22 protein-coding genes are annotated in these 20,290 nt (G+C 46.9%); 17 read left to right on the top strand and 5 right to left on the bottom strand.

The annotated features are described in order from the left end of the window. Position 1: 1 nt before the first annotated feature. The 17 genes from G462_RS0110455 (at position 2) to G462_RS23930 (ending at position 16,873) form a co-directional block, all read left to right on the top strand. Entirely contained in the window at positions 2 to 1,297 is a 1,296-nt protein-coding gene (locus G462_RS0110455) for a lipopolysaccharide biosynthesis protein (protein ID WP_026958952.1), read from the top strand. Between the two features lie 3 nt (positions 1,298 to 1,300). Beyond that, on the top strand, positions 1,301 to 2,077 hold the full coding sequence (locus G462_RS0110450; protein ID WP_026958951.1) for a sulfotransferase domain-containing protein: 777 nt from the start codon (positions 1,301 to 1,303) through the stop codon (positions 2,075 to 2,077). Between the two features lie 15 nt (positions 2,078 to 2,092). Beyond that, entirely contained in the window at positions 2,093 to 3,331 is a 1,239-nt protein-coding gene (locus G462_RS0110445) for a glycosyltransferase family 4 protein (RefSeq protein WP_026958950.1), read from the top strand. After that, complete coding sequence (locus tag G462_RS0110440) at positions 3,324 to 4,760, top strand: oligosaccharide repeat unit polymerase (protein WP_169720163.1); 1,437 nt, start codon at positions 3,324 to 3,326, stop codon at positions 4,758 to 4,760. Before G462_RS0110445 ends, G462_RS0110440 begins: the two co-directional genes overlap by 8 nt. A gap of 19 nt (positions 4,761 to 4,779) precedes the next feature. Then, entirely contained in the window at positions 4,780 to 5,916 is a 1,137-nt protein-coding gene (locus G462_RS0110435; RefSeq protein WP_026958948.1) for a glycosyltransferase, read from the top strand. A gap of 2 nt (positions 5,917 to 5,918) precedes the next feature. Next, the gene (locus G462_RS22445) at positions 5,919 to 6,476 is read left to right on the top strand and encodes an LbetaH domain-containing protein (RefSeq protein WP_035477465.1); all 558 of its coding nucleotides are present in this window, start codon (positions 5,919 to 5,921) and stop codon (positions 6,474 to 6,476) included. Next, positions 6,421 to 7,182: a glycosyltransferase family 2 protein gene (locus G462_RS22440; protein ID WP_169720162.1), complete on the top strand. Its 762-nt coding sequence runs from the start codon at positions 6,421 to 6,423 to the stop codon at positions 7,180 to 7,182. Before G462_RS22445 ends, G462_RS22440 begins: the two co-directional genes overlap by 56 nt. 215 nt (positions 7,183 to 7,397) lie before the next feature. Then, positions 7,398 to 8,654, top strand: a complete 1,257-nt coding sequence (locus G462_RS0110420; protein WP_026958947.1) for a glycosyltransferase WbuB — start codon at positions 7,398 to 7,400, stop codon at positions 8,652 to 8,654. Next, positions 8,644 to 9,771 (top strand): GDP-mannose 4,6-dehydratase, encoded by a 1,128-nt coding sequence (gmd, locus tag G462_RS0110415; RefSeq protein WP_026958946.1) that lies wholly within the window; start codon positions 8,644 to 8,646, stop codon positions 9,769 to 9,771. Before G462_RS0110420 ends, gmd begins: the two co-directional genes overlap by 11 nt. A gap of 8 nt (positions 9,772 to 9,779) precedes the next feature. After that, the gene (fcl, locus tag G462_RS0110410) at positions 9,780 to 10,739 is read left to right on the top strand and encodes a GDP-L-fucose synthase (protein WP_026958945.1); all 960 of its coding nucleotides are present in this window, start codon (positions 9,780 to 9,782) and stop codon (positions 10,737 to 10,739) included. Then, positions 10,736 to 11,236 (top strand): GDP-mannose mannosyl hydrolase, encoded by a 501-nt coding sequence (locus tag G462_RS0110405; protein WP_026958944.1) that lies wholly within the window; start codon positions 10,736 to 10,738, stop codon positions 11,234 to 11,236. The genes fcl and G462_RS0110405 overlap by 4 nt, the downstream gene beginning before the upstream one ends. Before the next feature lie 55 nt (positions 11,237 to 11,291). Further along, positions 11,292 to 12,458: a nucleotide sugar dehydrogenase gene (locus G462_RS0110400; protein WP_026958943.1), complete on the top strand. Its 1,167-nt coding sequence runs from the start codon at positions 11,292 to 11,294 to the stop codon at positions 12,456 to 12,458. A 31-nt stretch (positions 12,459 to 12,489) separates the two neighbouring features. Continuing rightward, positions 12,490 to 13,263 (top strand): hypothetical protein, encoded by a 774-nt coding sequence (locus tag G462_RS0110395; protein ID WP_026958942.1) that lies wholly within the window; start codon positions 12,490 to 12,492, stop codon positions 13,261 to 13,263. Positions 13,264 to 13,273: 10 nt separating this feature from the next. Continuing rightward, the gene (locus G462_RS0110390; RefSeq protein ID WP_026958941.1) at positions 13,274 to 13,690 is read left to right on the top strand and encodes a VanZ family protein; all 417 of its coding nucleotides are present in this window, start codon (positions 13,274 to 13,276) and stop codon (positions 13,688 to 13,690) included. Further along, a complete protein-coding gene (locus G462_RS22435; protein ID WP_051326671.1) occupies positions 13,677 to 14,459 on the top strand; it encodes a tyrosine-protein phosphatase in 783 nt (260 codons plus the stop codon). The genes G462_RS0110390 and G462_RS22435 overlap by 14 nt, the downstream gene beginning before the upstream one ends. A gap of 9 nt (positions 14,460 to 14,468) precedes the next feature. Beyond that, positions 14,469 to 15,875: an O-antigen ligase family protein gene (locus tag G462_RS0110380; RefSeq protein WP_026958940.1), complete on the top strand. Its 1,407-nt coding sequence runs from the start codon at positions 14,469 to 14,471 to the stop codon at positions 15,873 to 15,875. Between the two features lie 539 nt (positions 15,876 to 16,414). Further along, positions 16,415 to 16,873, top strand: a complete 459-nt coding sequence (locus tag G462_RS23930) for a hypothetical protein (RefSeq protein WP_051326670.1) — start codon at positions 16,415 to 16,417, stop codon at positions 16,871 to 16,873. Between the two features lie 59 nt (positions 16,874 to 16,932). Here the strand turns inward: G462_RS23930 and galU are convergent, their stop codons facing one another. The 5 genes from galU to G462_RS0110350 all read right to left on the bottom strand — a co-directional run bounded on the left by galU (position 16,933) and on the right by G462_RS0110350 (position 20,223). Further along, positions 16,933 to 17,829 carry a UTP--glucose-1-phosphate uridylyltransferase GalU gene (gene galU / locus G462_RS0110370; protein ID WP_026958939.1) on the bottom strand — a complete coding sequence of 299 codons (897 nt, stop codon included), beginning with the start codon at positions 17,827 to 17,829 and terminating at the stop codon, positions 16,933 to 16,935. A gap of 114 nt (positions 17,830 to 17,943) precedes the next feature. Next, complete coding sequence (locus G462_RS0110365; protein WP_026958938.1) at positions 17,944 to 18,216, bottom strand: ComEA family DNA-binding protein; 273 nt, start codon at positions 18,214 to 18,216, stop codon at positions 17,944 to 17,946. A 133-nt stretch (positions 18,217 to 18,349) separates the two neighbouring features. Beyond that, a complete protein-coding gene (locus G462_RS0110360) occupies positions 18,350 to 18,649 on the bottom strand; it encodes a YciI family protein (protein WP_026958937.1) in 300 nt (99 codons plus the stop codon). A 2-nt stretch (positions 18,650 to 18,651) separates the two neighbouring features. After that, entirely contained in the window at positions 18,652 to 19,218 is a 567-nt protein-coding gene (locus G462_RS0110355; RefSeq protein ID WP_026958936.1) for a septation protein A, read from the bottom strand. A gap of 153 nt (positions 19,219 to 19,371) precedes the next feature. After that, positions 19,372 to 20,223, bottom strand: coding sequence for an NAD(+)--dinitrogen-reductase ADP-D-ribosyltransferase (locus G462_RS0110350; protein WP_051326669.1), 852 nt, complete (start codon positions 20,221 to 20,223; stop codon positions 19,372 to 19,374). Positions 20,224 to 20,290 lie beyond the last annotated feature (67 nt).

Genomic DNA, 20,290 nt, shown 5'->3' with positions numbered 1-20,290 from the left:
AATGTTTGGTAGAGTTTTTAAGTCAATGCTTGCTCTGGCTGGGAGCAACGCTCTTGCAATGATTCTTCAATTGGTTTCTGTCCCTCTTCTTCTTAGTTATTGGGGGGCTCCTTATTATGGTGAATGGTTGGTTTTGTTTGCGCTACCGTCCTTTTTCATGTTTAGTGATTTAGGGTTGGTGAACGTTGCTAGTAATGATCTCGAAAATCATTATAGAAGGCGTGAGTACAAAAAGTGTAAAGAAGTATTTTTCTCTACCATTGTTTTTATATCATTTGTGTTTGCTTTTGTGGCTGTCTTGCTCGCCTTATCTGCCAAGATTATTGCAAGTTTTATCGATTATCCGTTTTCCCATATATCTAATTCGGAGGCGTTCTATAGCTTTTTACTTTTGTATGTTGCAGTGTACCTTAACCTTATCATAAATTTCGCGTCCTCTAGCTTTAGGTGTGTTGGTAGATATCATATAACTATCATTTATCAAACCGTAGCCAGGTTTTTCTTTACTTTCAGTCTTTTGATTTCAGCGGTTCTTGGAGGTAAGGCAGTCCTGTCTTCATTTTTAATGATGTTTTCATTACTTTTAGTTGCCTTCGTGCTTTTTGCTTTGATAAGGGGGAGCGTTCGACACGTAATCCCTAAGAAGACGACTTTTAGCTGGTTTTATATTCGAAGTAGCATGGTTGGTTCAATTGCATTTATGCTGCTGCCAATTTCAAATGCAATTTACTTGCAAGGGAGTCTGATTGTTGTTGGAGCGTTGTTTGGTTCTCAAATAGTTGCTGTATTTAACTCGCTTAGATTGTTAACTAGGTGTGGAGGGCAGTTGGTAAGTATATTGGGAAGGTCTCTGTGGTCCGAAGTGAATAGACTTAACTCTAATGGTGATTTGCTAAAAGTTAGGGAGTTGCTGAACAAGGTTTTAAGAGTGATGCCCTTTGCTGTCTTGTTGTACTTCTTATTAGGATTGCTTTGTGGTGAGTCGGTATTTAAGTTGTGGGTTGGTGATTCCCTTGAGTTTGATAAACGATTGTTTGGGTTCTTGCTGATATATTCGGCGGTTATGGCTGTTTGGCAAATATTAGAAGTGTTTCTGCTTTCTGTGAATAAACACACGAGGTACTCGTTTGTTTTTTTTGCAACGACTTTTATTTCTGTTGTAGTCAGTGCTGTTTGTGCTGGTTTAATGGGAGTGTATTCCTTTCCTATATGGTCGTCTGTGTTTGGCGGGTGGGTATGTGTGTTTCTTTTGATGGAAATTAATAAAGTGTATGTTGTTAGTTGCCAGAGGGTGTGAGTAATGCTGAGACTGATAAAGAACAAACTGCAAAAAAGCAAATTCTTAAGAAGTGCTCGAAATTTTGTGAATATGAAGTTGGTGAATGAACAAGATGTGATTTTGGCGTCTTACCCCAAATCTGGAAACACATGGCTAAAGTTGATGTTAGTTGAGTTGATGTATGGCTTGAATGTGGATTTCGACAATGTAGATGTTTTTGCTCCTGGCAGTGAAGAGTTTCTTTCTCAACTTAGAGTTAGAAAAAAGTTTAAAAGAATGCTTGTTAAGACTCACGAAAATGGTGATGTTTTACCTAAAAAAAATTGCAAGGTCGTATATGTTTACAGGGATGTGAGAAAAGTAGTGGCTTCTTACTTTAATCACAATGTCAGGGAGGGGAGAGTCAAGAATGATTTCATGGCTTTTTTTGACTCCTTCATTGAAGGTCAGGTTGACGGTTATGGGCGGTGGGATCAGCACGTTAGATCTTATCGACAAAACAAAGAGAAATTCGATGTTTTGTTTGTCTCTTATGAAGACCTTGTTATAGACACTAGGAAAAAGCTAGGTGAGATAGTCTCGTTCTTGGATTTGAATGTCTCAAACGAAAAAGTAGATCGGGTTATACTTAAGTTCACAAAGTCTAACATGGTTGGCATGGAAGAAAAGTCGCGCAAGATTAGTGCCCATAAGGTGAACGACATTCCTTTTGTTGGGGCTGGATTTAACCATGATTTCACTACGTTACAGATGAATAAGCTGAAGGAGTTAAACAGTGTGTTTGATGAGTTGCAGTAAAAGTGAGGGGCTTCGATGAAATGTAGCGTGATATTCATTCAAGGGCATTCCAGACTTCGTTATCAAATACCAAAAGCCTTGGACAAAATAGGCTATTTAAAAGAGATTCATGTGGAGTGGTTTTCTAGCCCAGGGCGTATAGACAGTTTTTTGGCTCGACTTGTTAGAGTTTTTAATACTGCGTTGGGCGATAGATTGTTGCAAAGGTATGAGGTTTTTACAGATGAAGTTAAAATAATTAGCTATGTCAGGGATACGCTTTTTAGACCTCTTTATAACACTGAGTTTTCCAATAAAAGTCTATACCCATGGGTTAACGAAAGAATCAGCGATAAAATTGGTTCTAGTTTGACGCGAGATTCGGTGTTTCATGTGTTTATTAGAAACGTGCACCCTAAGTTGCTAAGAAAGGCTTCTGATAAAAACGTGTTGATAGGAGATCAAATCATAGCGCCGGCATGGTTTGAGATTTCAGAGTCTTTGTTACAGCAAAAGCTATGGCCGGGTTGGGAAGACTCTTGTGGTAATAAGGACTTGGAGATAATAGACCGCGTGGAAAAAGAATCTTGGCCTTTATTTGATCACATCACGTGCGCTTCAAGTTTTGTAAAAGAAAAGCTGTTAGAAAGTGGTCTGGATAGCTCAAAAGTAACGGTTATACCTTATCCTATTAGTCAGGATTTATTGATTGGTAGTCGAGCGAGAACACTAAATAAAAATAGAGTCTTTAGGGTTGGTTTTATAGGTGCTGTGTCCCTAAGAAAAGGGGCTCCTTATTTCTTGAGTCTAGCTAAGGAAATGTCTGACGTCTGTGAGTTTAGTATGTTAGGACCAGTTGCCATCAGTGAGATAGCCCAACGAGAATTCAGAGGTTATGTGGATTTACTAGGAAGTGTACCCGGTGAAAAGGTGGTTAGCTACATAGATAGTATTGATGCAGTATACTTTCCTAGCACTTGCGAAGGGTGTCCATCAGCACTTATCGAGGCAATGGCGAGGGGGGTGCCAGTGATTGCTTCTCCTAATTCAGGGAGCATAGTGACTCATGGACTTGATGGCTACATATGTGATTACAGAGATATCGATAGCGCTAAGGCATTTATCTCAAACTTAATGGCTAACGAGACAGAGTATGGGATGATCTCACAAAATGCGATAGACGCATGTGAGAAGTGTTCCGTCTCTAACTATTCAAAAGCGATAAAGAATGTAATTGACAAGTCTATTGATGAAAAAAGAGGTCAGCTTGACTAGTGTTATCGCGTATTTGATTTTGTCCGCATGCTTTTTGCTAATGTGGCTTGTAGAGTCTCTAGGTGTTGCTAACTATTTTCTTGTTTCTTTGTTTTCCTTTTTGCTGATAGCTTATATCTCTGCTGTATTTTTCATAGAGTTAGCTAGGGGGGCTGATAAAGCATTTCTTAAATCTAGGCCTTTAATAATGTTATCGCTAGTTTTTCTGCTCTTACAAGATTCGCTTCTAGTTCAAAATGGACTTGATGAGTTTTCGGGGAGTATGTTGTTCTCTGCGTTGAAAATGATTTATATTTACGTGCTGATGTTTGAGGTTGCATATTTCTTTGCTAATAGATACTTGAGATTTGGAGTGCTGCATCGAGTGATGTCGATAGCCGCTCCTGAGTCCGACGTAAAGGTAACTTCTACAATTCCAATAAAACCTGTAACCTATTTGATAGTGTTTTTTGTTGTTCTTCAGTGGGGACGTTGGCTTTATCTTACTGATCTAGACTTTTGGAACGTCTTTGTTGAGCTTTCAAAAGGCCGTTCTACAACAGTTCTGAGAAATGTTGTAGAGGGGAGAGGAAACATAGCAAGCTTGATTGACACGATTTGCGAGTTAGGCTTTTTTGCTTTGCCTAGTTTATTGACGCTGCGAGCATCTTGGTCTCGAAATATTTTTTCCAAGTTGTTTTTTGCATTGCTTATTTGCTTCGTTATTTTGGTTTATACCTTAAAAGGAGCAAGGGCTCCGGTTTTGTTTTCATTTTGCCAAGTGTTGGCTGTTTTGGTTTTGTTGGATAAGCGTAAAGTGGCCGCTTTTTTTGTTTTCCCTACGCTTATTGTTTTCATGTTGTTTGTCTTTGATCAGATGGTTCTTGCAAGAGTAAGCGGTTGGGGAAACATGGGAACAGATTTAATGTCCCAGACAGGTAGAGAAACGGTAGGCTTCCATCATGATGATAACTTCTATTGGCTGACCAATATTATTTATTTTGTCCCTGAGAAGTTTCCTTATACTGATTTGAAGACATTTCTTTCTGTTGCTTTTTTGAACTGGATACCCAGGTTTATATGGCCTGGAAAACCTAAGTATGAGATGGAACATGTTTGGCCGGAAAGGTTACCGTGGACTTCAGAATCTATCGTTGGTGATTTGTATTGGGTGGGAGGAGTTTTTGCTATATTGATAGGTTCTGTGTTGCACGCTTTTGTGGCTTCTTCTTTAGACGATAATCTTTCTAATGCAAAACGAAATCCTTATTATGCGGTGCTGTACCTTGTTTTAACACTACTTTTGCTTATGGCAACGAGGGCTGTGTTTGCGCTAACATCTTGGTCATATTACTTTTTTGCCGTTTGGCTTTCTTTTTTTGTAATAAAATTTTTTGTTGCATACAAGTTGAAACGGTATGTTGGAAGCGGTTTTGTTAGGGGTTCTTGAATAATGGTGTCTACTCGAAATGAAAATTTCTATAATAGCTAATGCAGTTACTAGTTCAGGTGGTGGAGTTTCTGTTGTTGTTCTAGAGCATGCTCGTTGTATTAGTGGTGAAGTCGACTGTGTTATTTTTTCAGTTAAAGAAACTAACTTTAACGAAGTGGTAGATGTTTCAAAGGTGAACTTGTCGTTTTCTCCCGGGTTTCTCAGGGGAAGGTTTTCCTACTTTCCGAAAATGCTGAAGCAGTTAAAGGCCTGGCACCCAGAAATAATACATCAGCATGGCATATGGAACTACCTGTCGGTAGTAGGAACCAGTGCAAAAAGGCTGACAGGAGCCAAGTTGGTTGTGTCACCTCATGGTATGTTAGAGAAATGGATTGTTGAAAATAAAGCGTGGCAAAAAAGAGTTTTACGTTGGTTATTTCAGAATGAAAACATACAACAAGCAGATGTGCTTCAGGTTTTGACTCGGAAAGAAATTTTGGATGTGAAAAGGTTTGGCTATCAAGGGGATGTGGCGTTAATACCAAATGGGGTTGAATTACCTGTAGCAACTTCGACTGCTGTTATAGAAGGCCAGGTTTTTAAACTGCTTTATATCGGAAGGATCGACAAAAAGAAAAATGTGATAACTCTTGTTGAGGCAGTTTCTCAGGTGGCAGAAACGGGAGCGAAGTTAGTGTTGGATATATATGGCTGGGGTAAGGGAGAATATTACGAAAGCTTTTTAGACGTAGTGGAGTCTTGTGCAAATGTTAACTTTCATGGCGAGGTAACCGGGCGCAAGAAAGAGGAAGCTTTCGTTTCTTCCCATCTTTTTATTTTACCTTCCTTTAGCGAGGGGTTACCCATGGCCATACTAGAGTCTTGGAGCTATGGGTTGCCAACTCTGATGACTAAATCGTGCAATCTTGATGAGGGTTTCGAGGGTAAATGTAGCATTGAGATAGGGACGACTAAGGATTCTATAGCTAACGGAATCCTTTATTATCTTTCATTACCTTATGATGAAAAGATTGAAATGCATTTAAAGGCAAGGGAGTTGATCTCTAGCGAGTTCGAAAAGGGCATTGTCAAAGAAAGACTGTTGAAGCTGTACTCATGGTTGAATGGTGATTCTGAACGCCCTAACTTTGTCTCTAGACTAGAGGGATAAAAATGCTGGTTTTAGAGAAAAAAACGCAACATGATTCAGTCTTTACGCTAAAGGATAGGCTTTATCGTTTTCTTTGGTTGTCCGTGAAATTTTGTTTTTTCAAGTTTAGCCCAGTTCCTCTTTTCCGTTATAGGTGTTGGGTTCTTAATGTTATGGGTGCCAGTGTGCATAAGTTAGCGAGGATTTACCCAAGTGCAGATATCTGGTTGCCTGCCAATCTAGAAGTTGAAGCGAATGCTACCATTGGCCCCGGGGTTCGTGTTTATAATCAAGGCTTTATTACAATTAGAGAGAGGGCGATAGTAAGTCAAAATGTGAGCCTTTGTGCGAGCACGCACAATTATAATGATTCTTTACATCCGTTGGTGTTGTCGCCTGTCGTTATTGGAAAGGAAGCATGGATTTGTGCTGAAGCATTTGTAGGGCCCGGTGTAAATATAGGGGAAGGTGCCGTAGTTGGCGCCCGTTCAGCCGTGTTTAAAAACTTAGATGCATGGCTTGTTTATGGAGGAAATCCAGCCAAGCCAATTAAATCCAGGGATCGTGGCAATGCCCTCTAGGAATAAAATAACGGCTGTGATTTTAACCTATAACGAACAGGTTCACGTATCAAGGTGTATCAAATCAATTGCTCCTATAGTTGATAGAGTCGTTATAGTCGACTCTTACTCTTCCGATAAGACAAAAGAACTGTCAACAAACCTTGGTGGTGATTTTTATCAGAATGCTTTTGTAAACCAAGCCCAACAGTTCCAATGGGCTATGGACAACTGTAACATTCAGACTGAATGGGTTATGAGGCTTGATGCGGATGAGTATATTGATGGCGAATTAACGAGAAGTATTCTTGACTTTGTGGCTAGCGCAGATGGGGATTGTAATGGCGCTATTCTTAATCGTCGACATGTTTTTCTAGGGAAATGGGTGCGCTTTGGCGGTCGTTACCCGCTGCCAATGTTGCGTTTGTTTCGTAAGGGAACCGCGCACATTGAGCAAAAGTGGATGGACGAGCATATTGTACTTGATAGCGGTTATTCTGTAGAACTTAAGGGCGGATTTTATGACGATAATCTTAATTCGGTGAGTTGGTTTATTGATAAGCACAATAAATATGCGACTCGTGAAATGATCGACATAATGTTAAGAAAAATACACTCCGCTAGCGATTCCACAATGACTCCGAATACAGGGCTTAAGATCCGCCTAAAACGCTTATTGAAAGAACGGGTTTATCAACGACTGCCTTATTTTTTAAGACCTTTGTAGTATTTTCTTTACCGTTACTTCATACAGTTAGGTTTTTTGGATGGTGCGAGGGGCTTTGCTTACCATTTCATGCAAGGGTTTTGGTATCGAGCGCTGGTTGATCTGAAGTGTATGGAAGCAGAACAAGTGTTAGGGCAGTACGACTTGCCCAAAGACAAGGTTAAACAGTTAGAGTTATTAACAGGTTATCAGCTATCAAATCAGGGGGCAGAGGATTGAATATCGTCCTATATGGTATTAATTATGCTCCCGAGCTAACCGGCATTGGCAAATACTCCGGTGAAATGGCTTGTAAGTTAGTCGCATTAAACCATCACGTTAACGTAGTGACTGCGCCGCCTTACTACCCTGAGTGGCAAATACATAAAGGCTTTAAAAACCGTTGGTCCACCAATGTAGCTGATGGTGTGGTGATAAAACGAGCTCCGCTGTATGTGCCTCGTAGTCCCAGTACGCTCAAGCGATTGTTGCATTTAGCCTCGTTTGCTATCAGCTCATTGGTTCCTTTATTTAGCCTATTGCGTTCTAAACCCGACGTAGTAGTAAGCGTTCAACCCACCCTTTTTTGTGCCCCTGCTGCCTTGTTGTTTGCCAAGCTAACTGGCGCAAAGTCGGTGATGCATATTCAAGACTTTGAGGTCGATGCCATGTTTGGCTTGGGCATGGCATCTCATGGGCTATTAGCTCGTTTGGCTAAGGGTTATGAGGCATGGCTAATCAAGCGCTTTGATTGTGTATCGTCTATCTCCTATAGCATGTTAGATAACGCTGCCGCCAAAGGTGTAGCGAAGCAACGGTTATTGTTCTTCCCTAACTGGGCTGACACCGATTTTGTTACCCCTGAGGTGTGTGGCAAGGCTAAGCGTAAAGAGTGGGGCTTTAACGAGGCCGATAAGTTGGTGCTCTACTCGGGCAACATTGGCCAAAAGCAGGGCTTGGAGGTGGTACTCGATGCCGCCGAGGCGCTAGCGGGACACTCAGAGGTGAAGTTTGTGATTATTGGCTCAGGCGCCTACCGCAACACACTAGAGCAATTGGCTGATGAGCGGGGCTTATCTAACCTGCAGTTTATGCCTTTGCAGCCTTGGGAAGATGTCCCACAGATATTAGCCATGGCCGATGTGCATTTGGTGGTGCAAAGGAAAGGCGCAGCCGACGCGGTTCTGCCCTCAAAGCTTACTAATATTCTCTCAGCCGGCGGGCATGCTTTGGTGACAGCCGAAGCCGATACGGAGCTAGGAAAAATCGCCACAAAATATCCAGGCATTTATACCTGCGTTGAGCCTGAAAATACTGACGCGTTTATAAAAGGTTTAAAGCAGGTCCTTGCTACTGACACCACTTCTACCAACACTATCGCGCGGGAATACGCGGTAGAAAACTTGAACAAAGCTAAGGTGATTGCGCGGTTTGCTGATGATCTTTCGGCTTTAGTAAAGAACGACGTAACGGAGTACAGCTATGACCAATAAAGTCGCACTGATTACCGGTATCACCGGTCAAGATGGTTCTTACTTAGCAGAGTTTTTGCTGGAGAAGGGCTACGAAGTTCATGGTATTAAGCGCCGTTCGTCGCTGTTTAACACAGAACGGGTTGATCATATCTATGAAGATCGTTTGCAGGCAGAAAATCCACGTTTCTTCTTACATTATGGCGACCTCACCGATACCTCCAACCTAACTCGCATCTTGCGTGAAGTGGTGCCAGACGAGGTGTACAACCTTGGTGCACAATCCCATGTGGCTGTATCGTTTGAAGCGCCTGAATATACTGCCGATGTCGATGCCATGGGTACGCTCCGCTTATTGGAAGCCATTCGCTTTTTGGGGCTAGAGAAGAAAACGCGTTTCTATCAAGCCTCCACCTCGGAGCTCTATGGGTTAGTACAAGAGATCCCACAAACAGAGACTACCCCCTTCCACCCCCGCTCGCCCTATGCAGTAGCCAAAATGTATGCCTATTGGATTACGGTGAACTATCGCGAAGCCTATGGCATGTATGCCTGTAATGGCATTTTGTTTAACCATGAGTCTCCTCGCCGTGGCGAAACCTTTGTTACCCGTAAAATTACCCGAGGCTTGGCCAATATTGCCCAGGGGCTGGAGCCTTGCCTGTATTTGGGGAATATGGATGCGCTGCGTGATTGGGGCCACGCCAAAGATTATGTGCGGATGCAATGGATGATGCTGCAACAAGATCAAGCCGAAGATTTCGTTATCGCCACAGGCAAGCAGATCTCGGTACGTGAGTTTGTCACGCTATCTGCTAAAGAGTTAGGCATTGAGTTAGCCTTCTCCGGCGAAGGCGTCGACGAGGTTGCTACTGTTGCAGCGATTAATGGCAACGATGCACCAGCACTAAAGGTGGGCGATGTCATTGTAAAAGTAGACCCGCGTTACTTCCGACCTGCAGAGGTGGAAACCTTATTGGGTGATCCCGCTAAAGCCAAGGCTAAATTAGGTTGGGTCCCAGAGATTACCGTTGAGCAAATGTGTAGTGAAATGGTTGCCGGAGATTTAGATAAAGCCAAACGCCATGCCTTGCTCAAAACCCATGGATTTGATGTCAGTATGGCGGTAGAAAACTAGGAGAAGCCATGATGCGAGTCTTTGTTGCCGGCCATCGTGGGATGGTTGGTTCTGCGATCGTTCGCCAGCTACAGGCAAGAGGCAATGTAGAGCTGGTGGTGCGCAGCCGCGATGAGTTGAACTTGCTAGACCAGCAAGCCGTACAGGCGTTCTTTGCTGAGCAGGCGATCGATCAGGTGTATTTAGCGGCAGCGAAGGTGGGTGGCATTGTGGCTAATAATTCCTACCCCGCCGACTTCATCTATCAGAACCTGATGATCGAGTGCAATATTATCCACGCTGCGCACTTAGCGGGAGTGAGTAAGTTACTGTTTTTGGGCTCGTCGTGTATATACCCCAAACTCGCTGCCCAACCTATGGCCGAGAGCGCCTTACTTACCGGTGAGCTAGAGCCGACTAATGAGCCCTATGCCATTGCCAAAATTGCCGGTATCAAATTGTGTGAAAGTTATAACCGCCAGTACGGGCGTGATTATCGCAGTGTTATGCCCACCAACTTATATGGCCCTAATGATAATTTTCACCCGGAAAACAGCCATGTGATTCCGGCGCTGATCCGTCGTTTTCACGAGGCCAAGCTAAGCGGCGATGCTGAGGTCGTAGCGTGGGGTACGGGCAAACCAATGCGTGAGTTTCTCCATGTAGACGATATGGCCGCTGCCAGCGTGCACGTCATGGAGCTAGACAACGCGAGCTATCAAGCGAGTACCGATCTCATGCTAAGCCACATTAATGTTGGCACCGGGGTCGACTGCACCATTCGCGAGTTGGTAGAAACCGTGGCAAAGGTGGTGGGTTTTGAAGGTGCAATTCGCTTTGATGCCACTAAACCTGATGGCACCCCACGCAAACTCATGGACGTAAGTCGCTTGGCCGATCTGGGCTGGCGCTATCAAATAGATTTGGAAGACGGCCTGCGCAGTAGTTATCAATGGTTTTTGGCAAATCAAGAGGCCTTTAGGGGATGAGCTACTTACCTAAAGCCACGTTTTCTGCGGTGATAGCGAGTACCCCGCTGGTCTCTATCGATTTGGTGGTGCAAAACCCTCAAGGGCAAGTATTGCTGGGGCGTAGATTGAATCGTCCCGCACAAGGCTGTTGGTTTGTTCCGGGTGGACGAATTGTTAAAGATGAAACTATGGCGAGTGCCCTACAGCGTTTAACTCGGGATGAGCTGGGCGTTGCTTTGCAGTTAAGTGAGGGTAAGTTCTTAGGCACCTTTGAGCATTTTTATCACGATAACGTGTTTTTTGATGAGGGGGAGTCAGCAAACCAGTTTTCTACCCATTATGTAGTGCTAGCTTACCGCTATGTGCTCGATTTGCCACTCGCCGATCTACCCGCTGAACAGCATGGTGACTATTGCTGGTTTGACATTGATGAGGCCTTAGCCTGCGATGATGTGCATCAGCATACTCAGTGGTATTTACACCCAAGCGGTGAAGTCGCCAACGCAGACATGTAACAGCTCACGGGCTTTGAACAGACAGTTTAAGTACATCAGATTCAGGGAGAGACTGATGAAAATAGCAGTAGTAGGAACAGGCTACGTAGGCCTCTCGAATGCCTTTTTGTTGGCACAACACCATCAAGTGGTGGCGCTGGATATTAGCCCCGCGCAGGTAGAGCAGATTAACCGAAAGCAGCTGCCGATTGTGGACCAGGAAATGGAAGACTTTGTGGCCAACAAGGCGCTTGATTTTATTGCCACTCTCGACAAGCTTGAAGCCTATGCCAATGCAGAGTTTGTCATTGTTGCAACCCCTACTGACTATGACCCAGAAACTAACTATTTTAATACCACTAGTGTTGAGTCTGTTATTCGCGATGTTATCGCGCTAAACCCAAAGGCTAGCATAGTCATCAAGTCAACCATTCCGGTTGGCTTTACCGAGCAAATCAAACAGCAAACTGGTCACGACAAAATCATGTTCTCGCCTGAGTTTCTGCGCGAAGGACGAGCACTGTACGACAACCTTTACCCTTCGCGCATTATTGTGGGCGAGCAAAGTGAACGGGCACAATGTTTTGCTGAACTCCTGCAACAAGGCGCAGAGAAAAGCGACATTGCCGTTCTTTTCACCAACTCCACCGAAGCTGAGGCGGTTAAGCTGTTTTCAAACACCTATTTGGCGATGCGCGTTGCCTACTTCAATGAGCTCGATAGTTATGCCGAAGCGCATGGCTTAGACAGTAAGCAAATCATTGAGGGTGTGGGTTTGGACCCTCGGATCGGCAATCACTACAACAATCCATCCTTTGGTTATGGTGGCTACTGTCTACCTAAAGATACCCGGCAACTGTTGGCTAACTACGATAGTGTGCCCAACAACTTAATCCGCGCCATTGTCGATGCTAACCATACGCGTAAAGATTTTGTCGCCGAGTCGATTATCCGCCGCGAACCTAAGCGAGTAGGTATCTACCGCTTGGTGATGAAAGCGGGCTCCGACAATTTTCGGGCGTCGTCGGTACAGGGGGTGATGAAGAGAATTAAAGCCAAGGGCATTGAAGTGGTGGTATACGAGCCGGTGCTTAAGGAGTCGCATTTTTTCAACTCACCAGTTATCCGTGACCTAGACGAGTTTAAGGCGAGTTGTGATGTGATTGTCTCCAATCGAATGGAAACTGAGCTGAGTGATGTGGAACACAAGGTATATACCCGCGACTTGTACAGTCGCGACTAAATAACCGGTAACCCCAAACGGAGGTCAAGCAATGGACGCTACTTTTGAACAAGCCCACGCAGAGGCGCAACCTAGCCGCTCAGCTGACAAACGTGTGCTGAAAGGGCTGTTGCATTGGCTGCCGCTAGCATGCTTAGTGTTGCTGGCAGGGTGGTTAGCTGTGGGGGCTTTTGCTGTCGGCTCTACCAATCTTTATGCTTACGCATTACGGACTTGGCACGAGCGTTGGGCTGACGATAGTGTCACATGGCTAACCCGAGACAACCTGCAGGTGGCGGAGCAAGTCTCGGGCTCGATGCTAATAACGGGGGCTGATGTTGCTTTCTACCAAACCTTAGCCGCCAAACAGGCCGAGTGGCGCAACTTCTATCAGTTAGTGTTGGCCAGTGATACCGAAGATAAACCTTTGGTTAATCAGCATAACTTGCAGCAAGCTTACGCACATTACTATGAGGCGATCCGCTTGCGGCCTAGCTGGCCGGACAGCTATGTGGCCGTGGCCCGCAACCGCATTCAAGCCGGTGAGCCAACTGACCAGTGGTATCCCTGGTTGGAGCAGGCTTTGGCTATTGCCCCTTCGGGCTTGAGTTCGCTGATGGGGGCCGCAGAGTTGGGGCTGCGCTTTTGGCCCGAGTTAAGTAGTGATCAGCGGCGTCAGGTGAGTAGCGCGCTTTTTACGCTTGTCGATTACCCCGCTGCCATGTGGATGTTTAATCGGCAACTGGTCGACGCTGAAGCTCGTCAACGTGCTTGTGCGTTGTTACAGTTCAGTAAGCACGTAGCAGCCAAGCCCTTTTGTAAATAGGAGCAAAATAATGACCGCTTTACTTCGCTTACTGTGTTTGCTGTTTTGTGTTTTGTTAGCACTTGGCGATTTGTCTAAGAGCTTCGGCTGGTTTCTGGATGAACTGCATTACCTCGAGGTATTACTCGGTGGCGACAAAGTGCTTCATTTGGGGTGTGCCACGCTGAGTACCGTGGCTGTACTGCTGTTTGTTGACTCTTTCCGTGTTAACTCTGACCCCTCACGTATTTTGTTGGTGTTAGTGTTTTGGGGAGGCGTGGTGAGTCTCGTGGAGCTGCACCAGATGTTCGTACCTACGCGCCAGTTTTCGTGGGGAGACTTGGCTGCTAATTACCTCGGGGTGTGTTTGGGCTTAGCGTGTTGGTTAGTAATCAAAGCGATTACGGATGTGCTGGCTTCGCCAAGGCAGGTCGATGAACTTCGTTGATTTACACTGCCATGTGTTACCGGGCATTGATGACGGCGCGAAAGATTTGGCGCAGAGCATGGCCATGTTAGAGCTGGCCCAAGCTTGCGGTACCAAGGTGATGGTGGCCACTCCGCATATGTTACCCGGTGTATTTGAAAACAGCTTGGCGACGATTGCGCAACCTTATCGGTTGCTGCTGAATGCCATTGAATCGCGTGGTTTAGATATCCAGCTCCACTTTGCTGCCGAAGTGCACTTAAGCCCAGAGATTATGCTGTGGCACGAGCAAGGCGTATTACCCTTATTGGGAGAGTGGCAGGGGCTACAGGTATTACTACTGGAGTTACCCCATGGGCATGTGCCGCAAGGGGTGAACAATTTGATTAAGTGGCTAAAAGCGCGTGACATCATTCCGCTTATCGCTCATCCCGAGCGCAATCGCGGCTTGTGGAAGGAGCCGTATTACTTGCAGCAGTGGCGCCGTATGGGGTGCTTATTTCAGGTGACTGCGGGTAGTTTTTTGGGGGAGTTTCGAGAGCAGGCCCAAGGCTTTGCCCTTAAGATGCTGGAGCAAGATTTAGTGGATGTGGTGGCCAGTGATTGCCATGGCCTAGATAAGCGCGCACCAGATTTGAAGCGCGCATTTCAGTGGGTGGTTGAGCGCTATGGTGAACAACGAGGGTTGCGGTTATTTGTCGAAACTCCGGGCAGTATTGCGCAAACCTGTAAAGGAAACGCTGCAAGCCTAACTGATAGGCCTGCAGTGGTTGGAATAACTCAAGGCTAGGATGCACAGATGGTACTTTTATCACACCGTGTAGAGCGGTTGGCGTTTGCTTTGTTGCTCATATTAGTGGTTTGGTTACCTCTGCCACTTGGCAGCAACCGACCTTGGGCGTGGTCGTTGATGGAGCTATTGATTGCCATCCAGACAATACTCATATTGTGGTGCTGCCGCGAGGCCATTCCTTGGCGCTGGCTTAAACCTTTGCGCTGGCTGTTGGCCGGGGTTGCACTATTCCAAGTGTTTACGTTGTTGCAATTGCTGAGTTTACCTATTGAGTGGCTGGCGAAAGTGAGCCCTGGCGCGGCCTCGTTGTGGCAGTCCACAGCCGATGTTCGGATTGTTCATGAATCGGCATCTGTCTCGGTAGATCCTCAGCAGACCCATGTCGCGTTGCTTAAAGGTATCAGCTACTTGCTGTTAATGTTTAACTGCGGGGTCTTGATCCATTCACCAGAGCGGATCCGCGCTGTGATGACGGCATTTGTAGTGAGTGGTACATTTCAGGCTTTTTACGGGGCAATGCTAGTTCTCTCTGGCGTAAGCCTATCGCCGGTGTTCGCGATGGTGATTGGCGATATAGCCACAGGCTCGTTTGTTTACAAAAACCACTTTGCCAATTACCTACTGCTATGCATCTGCATGGGCTTAGGTCTGGTGGTTGCAGACTTAAACTTGCTGGGAGCACATAGTTGGCGACATCGGATGCGACGACTTGTCGAAGCCTTGCTAAGTGCAAAGATGCTAGTGCGTCTTTGTATGGTGATTATGGTGATTGGCTTGGTGATGTCTCGCTCGCGCATGGGCAACAGCGCCTTGTTTATCACGACTTTACTGGGTGCTGTTTTGGCCTTACTGCTTTACAAGCATCGACCTCGTTCTCTCACTATCTTGTTTGCCAGTCTGTTAATTATCGATGTGCTGGTGGTTAGCTCGTTGTTTGGTTTGAGCAAACTGCGGGAGCGCCTTGAGGCAACCGTGTTGGTAGAAGAAGGGCGGGTAGACGTGCTGAACTGGAGTTGGCCTCTAGTTCAAGATTTTTGGCTAACGGGGTCTGGGGCGGGTAGTTTCTATGCACTGTTCCAGAACTATGCTCCTGAGCCAATGACGCATTTCTACGACCATGCCCACAACGACTATTTACAGTTTGTGATTGAATCCGGGGTGGTAGCGAGTGCGGTGTTAGCACTGGTGGTACTACTTGTATTGGGGCGTTGTCTGGTGACTATGTACACGCGCAAAGATCCACTGATGAAAGCGACTACCTTGGCCTGTGCGATGGCCATTATTGCAATGCTTATCCACATCAGTGTTGACTTTAACCTGCAGGCCCCGGCAAATGCGGCTAGTTTCGTGATTATCTTAAGCTTGGGGGCGATTGCAGCGCGGATGCCAAGGCAGGGGTATGTATCTGAATAAAGAGGGCAATCAGACTGTCAGCTTTTTTTACAGTTGATGGGTGAACGGAGCTAGCAGCTAATTGTGTGGTTAGTAAGGTCTTGATTTTGCGAGAGCCGAAGATTGTCCGGCTTATCTTAGAGAACAATAGCGTGATATTCGAGGTTCAAGAGAGGAGGTGTTCCAGAACAAAACAGTGTGATGGAGATCAAGAATTTGCAGGTGTCGAGATTACTTACAGTTTATCGATAACTTTCTAATGTGTGATTAGTAACCTCATGAAAAATCTTATAAAATATTTTTTTTAAAACGGGAACTAAACTTGCTTTATTTGTTCTGGCATCAAAATATACTGTTATTGACCATGTCGTCATGTAAGGCGCGAATGATAGTTAGTTGGGTTATTGAGTTTTCACGGAGGAAATATGCGTAGTATTAAGATCAAGCGCTGGCTTCTCGCCTTATGTCTCGCGAGTAATGTCGTTTTAGCCGACATTTCGGGTGACGTAGAGAGTGGTCTAAGCGCGGATGAAGTTGTAGCGAATGCAATAGCAGAGGGAATGAGTGCAGAGCAGATTGCGGCTGAAATTGCTGCGGTTGCGCCTGCGATGGCCGGCGCTGCAGTAGAGAGCTTAGTTGCCGCTAACCCTACTCAAGCGGTTGCTATCACTTCGGCTGCCGCAGCAGCGGCTCCTGAATTAGCGGCTGTCATTAGCTCTGCTGCAATGAGTGCGGCGCCTGAGCAAGCGCAGTTGATTACTGAAGCAGCGATGTCTGCGGCACCAGCGCAAGCCAGCGGCATTGCTGAGGTTGCGGCTAACGCAGGTGTGTCTGCCGAGGCTCTAGTACAAGCGGCCATTGTGGCTGGGGTAGATCCAACGGCAGTGGCTGCGCCTACTGCCGCTGGTGGAGCGCCAGCTGCTGGAACACCCGCTCCAGCACCTGCTGCGCCTGCTTTACCCGGGGCAGGCGCTGGTGGAGGTGGCTCAGGTGGTGGCGGCTTCGCCTCTGCCAGCTAAGCGGCTCCCAAAAGCAAAAAACCTCGGCATTGCCGAGGTTTTTCTATGCGAGTCAATGACTACAGCTTGAGGGTCTTCAGGTACTCTCTGAATGCCGCACCGTGTTTGGGGTGGCGCAGCCCATATTCGACATTGGCTTGCATATAGCCAAGTTTGCCGCCGCAGTCGTGGCTCTTACCGCGCATCGCGTAAGCTTGCACACCCTCTTTTTGCATCAAGCTGGCAATGGCATCGGTCAGCTGGATCTCGTCGCCCGCACCAGGTAGGGTGCGTGACAGCTCTTGCCAGATTGCTGCCGACAGCACGTAGCGGCCCACTACCGCCAAGTTAGACGGCGCTTCCTCACGTTTGGGCTTCTCAACTGTAGTCACGATGTTTGCTGATTGTCCCGGGGCGATCTCGACGCCACCGATATCGACGATACCGAACTTGTCGATATCCTCATCGGCCACCGCATCCACCATCACCTGACTGAGCTTGTCCTCTTCAAAATGGGCAATCATCTCGGCCAAGTTGTCCTTGCGCAGATCGCTGGCGGCATCATCGATGATCACATCTGGCAGTAACACAGCAAACGGCTCTTCGCCAACCAGTGGCAAGGCACAAAGGATGGCATGGCCCAAGCCCTTGGCCACCCCTTGGCGTACTTGCATGATGGTGACGTCTTTAGGACAGATGGAGCGGATCTCGTCGAGCAACTGACGCTTAACCCGTTTCTCCAAGGTCGCTTCCAGTTCAAAACTGGTATCGAAGTGGTTTTCGATGGAGTTTTTACTGGAGTGGGTCACCAGCACAATCTCCTTGATGCCGGCTTCAATGGCTTCTTGAACCACATATTGAATCAACGGCTTATCGACGATTGGCAGCATCTCTTTGGGGATCGCTTTGGTGGCTGGCAGCATCCGTGTGCCAAGACCTGCGACGGGTAATACGGCTTTGCGTACAAGTTTGCCCATGGGGGAGTATCCATTGTCTAATTAACTGGCTGAGAATTTATCACGGAGAGATGAAGGAAAAAAGAAAAGGGTTTCTGGAATGCCGCCAAACCCCTGACTTGGCGGCGTTTATGGCTATTTTATGGTCAATACCTCGCGGTTATCCAAGTAGATCTTCTCGCCGATACCCGGCACTAACACGATCTCTTCAATGGAGTTAAACCCGCCGTGTTGCTCCCGATAGGCGACGATCGCCTCGGATTTTTGCGGGCCAATGCCTTTTAACTCCACCAACTGTTCCACCGTTGCTGAGTTGATGTCGACAGCGTCCGGCGCCATGGATTCGTTGGCGTAGACCTGAGTACTGAGAAGTAGTGCGGTTGCTAAAGCAGTTAGTAGTTTTCTCATTTTTTATCCTCTTTGACATTACCGTCATTAACCAGCGTAGTCAGAAGATTTAAAAATGACAAAAATATTATTAGTGGCGTTCAAGGGAGGAGAAAGACAGCGGCAGACCGGTTAGTCTGCCGCTCCGGGTGAGTTAAGGCAGCACCTTTTTAAAGGGTTTAACGATAACCTTTTGATAAACACCGGCATCTACGTAAGGGTCGGCATCGGCCCAGCGTCGCGCCTCTTCCAGGCTCTCAAACTCAGCGATGACCGTAGAGCCGGTAAAACCAGCCTCTGCTGGGTCTTCAGCATCAATGGCCGGGTTAGGGCCGGCGACCAACAAGCGGCCTTCGTCACGCAAGGCTTCCAGACGCGCCAGGTGCGCTGGACGGGCTTGTTTGCGCAGTGGCAGGCTGTTAGCGATGTCTTCTGAGTAGATCAGGTACCACATAATTAAACGTCCTTATTGTTTTCCAAAGTTTGTTCTTGTTGCTCTTTTGGCAAATGGCGATAGAGGTATAGCACTGAGGCGACAGTAAACAGCAGGGTCAGGCCGAGCAGACCGAACACCTTAAAGTTCACCCATACCGCTTCTGAGAATTGAAAGGCGACGATCAGGTTGAGCACGCCACTGCCTACAAAGAACAGGGCCCAGGCGGCGTTGACGCGATTCCAGATCTTATCCGGTAGGGTCATCTCTTTGCCCAGCATTTTCTTGATGATGGGTTGTTTGAAGATCAGCTGGCTGCCAAGCAGAATTACACCAAACAGCCAGTTGATAACCGTTGGCTTCCACTTGATAAAGTTGTCGTCGCGCAAAACCAAGGTGAGGCCACCAAAGAACACGATCAGTACGAAGGAGATCAGGTGCATATGCTCGACTTTCTTGTGGCGTAGCCAGCTGTAGGCCAATAGTACGGCGGTTGCGACGATCAGTGCCAAGGTGGCCGCATAGATGTCGTAAAACTTGTAAGCGGCAAAGAAAATAATTAAGGGTATAAAGTCAAAAAACTGCTTCATGGTGGTTTAGCTTGGCCCCAAAAGGTTAGTGCAAGTGCCATGCACGCTAGCGTAAACCATGCCCGCTGGCAAGATGGTGGGCGTAGATCGGTCCTAAGAGAAGCAATCTGCTCCTAAGATAAGCAATCCGCATTCGATAAGCGCTGCTCACGATTAACCGCGATGCTCTAAGGCTTGGTAAAGCCCACCAAGGACCAAATACTCGCCCTCTCCCTGAAGGACTCCGGGTAACAGCTCAGGAAAGTAGAGGATCTTGCTGGTGGGGACTTTGACTTCGAGAACCACATCGCCAAATAGCTCGCACAGATGGGGATCATCGCTAAACGAGTTGAGGTTGTTCAATAAGATGGGGCAAAGCGTATCGTGGTGATGGCTGCTCCGGTTGTAGGTCTCTATGCGATTGGTTCCGCGGAATAGCTGTCGGTGAAGCTGGCTAGGCCAACGCCGCGCCAGCTCAAACTGGCAATAACTGTAGAGCACATCCAGTTGCGCTTCTAAGGCATTACTGTTGTAGAGGCCACGCATGTAATCAGCCTGATAGCCTTGGTAGTTTGGCGAGTCGCGATGGTCGAGCACGCCTCGGTGGCTCTGTGCCAGTAAGCCAAAGCGCGATTCAACCCAGCGTTTTAGCACCGCCGCTTCAATGCCATCGGGGTTAAACATCCAGCCACGGAGTAGCCGCAGATAATCGGCTTTGCCGCGCTTAACTCGCTGCTCATTAGGGTTGAATCCGGCTTCATCCAGATGGTCGAGCAGAAAGGCGGAGCGCATATACTGGCGAAAGTGCAGGGCCCGCTCTTTGGCGTGAGGAAGCCGCTCAATGCTGCGAAACAACTCGCTATGCAACTCGGCAACGCCATCGATCTCAAGTGGTGTAGGGCTGTGTTGATAGGTGCAGCTTCCTAGAGTGACCGCTGGCAGGTTGCAGCGATTCAGCGCGCTGTAGGCGAAGCGCGGCAGCCGATGGCTAGTGGCACTGACTACAACATCTGAGACTTCACTCATGGCAACTCGTACACCCTCTTTGCTGTTATCAAAAAAGTTTTATCTCTCATGGGCTTGGCCTTATACC

The organism is Aliagarivorans taiwanensis DSM 22990 (assembly GCF_000429505.1).
Classification (GTDB): Bacteria; Pseudomonadota; Gammaproteobacteria; order Enterobacterales; family Celerinatantimonadaceae; genus Aliagarivorans; species Aliagarivorans taiwanensis.
Note: the sequence above shows the minus strand (reverse complement) of the source record. Positions and strands in the feature narration are given on the sequence as shown.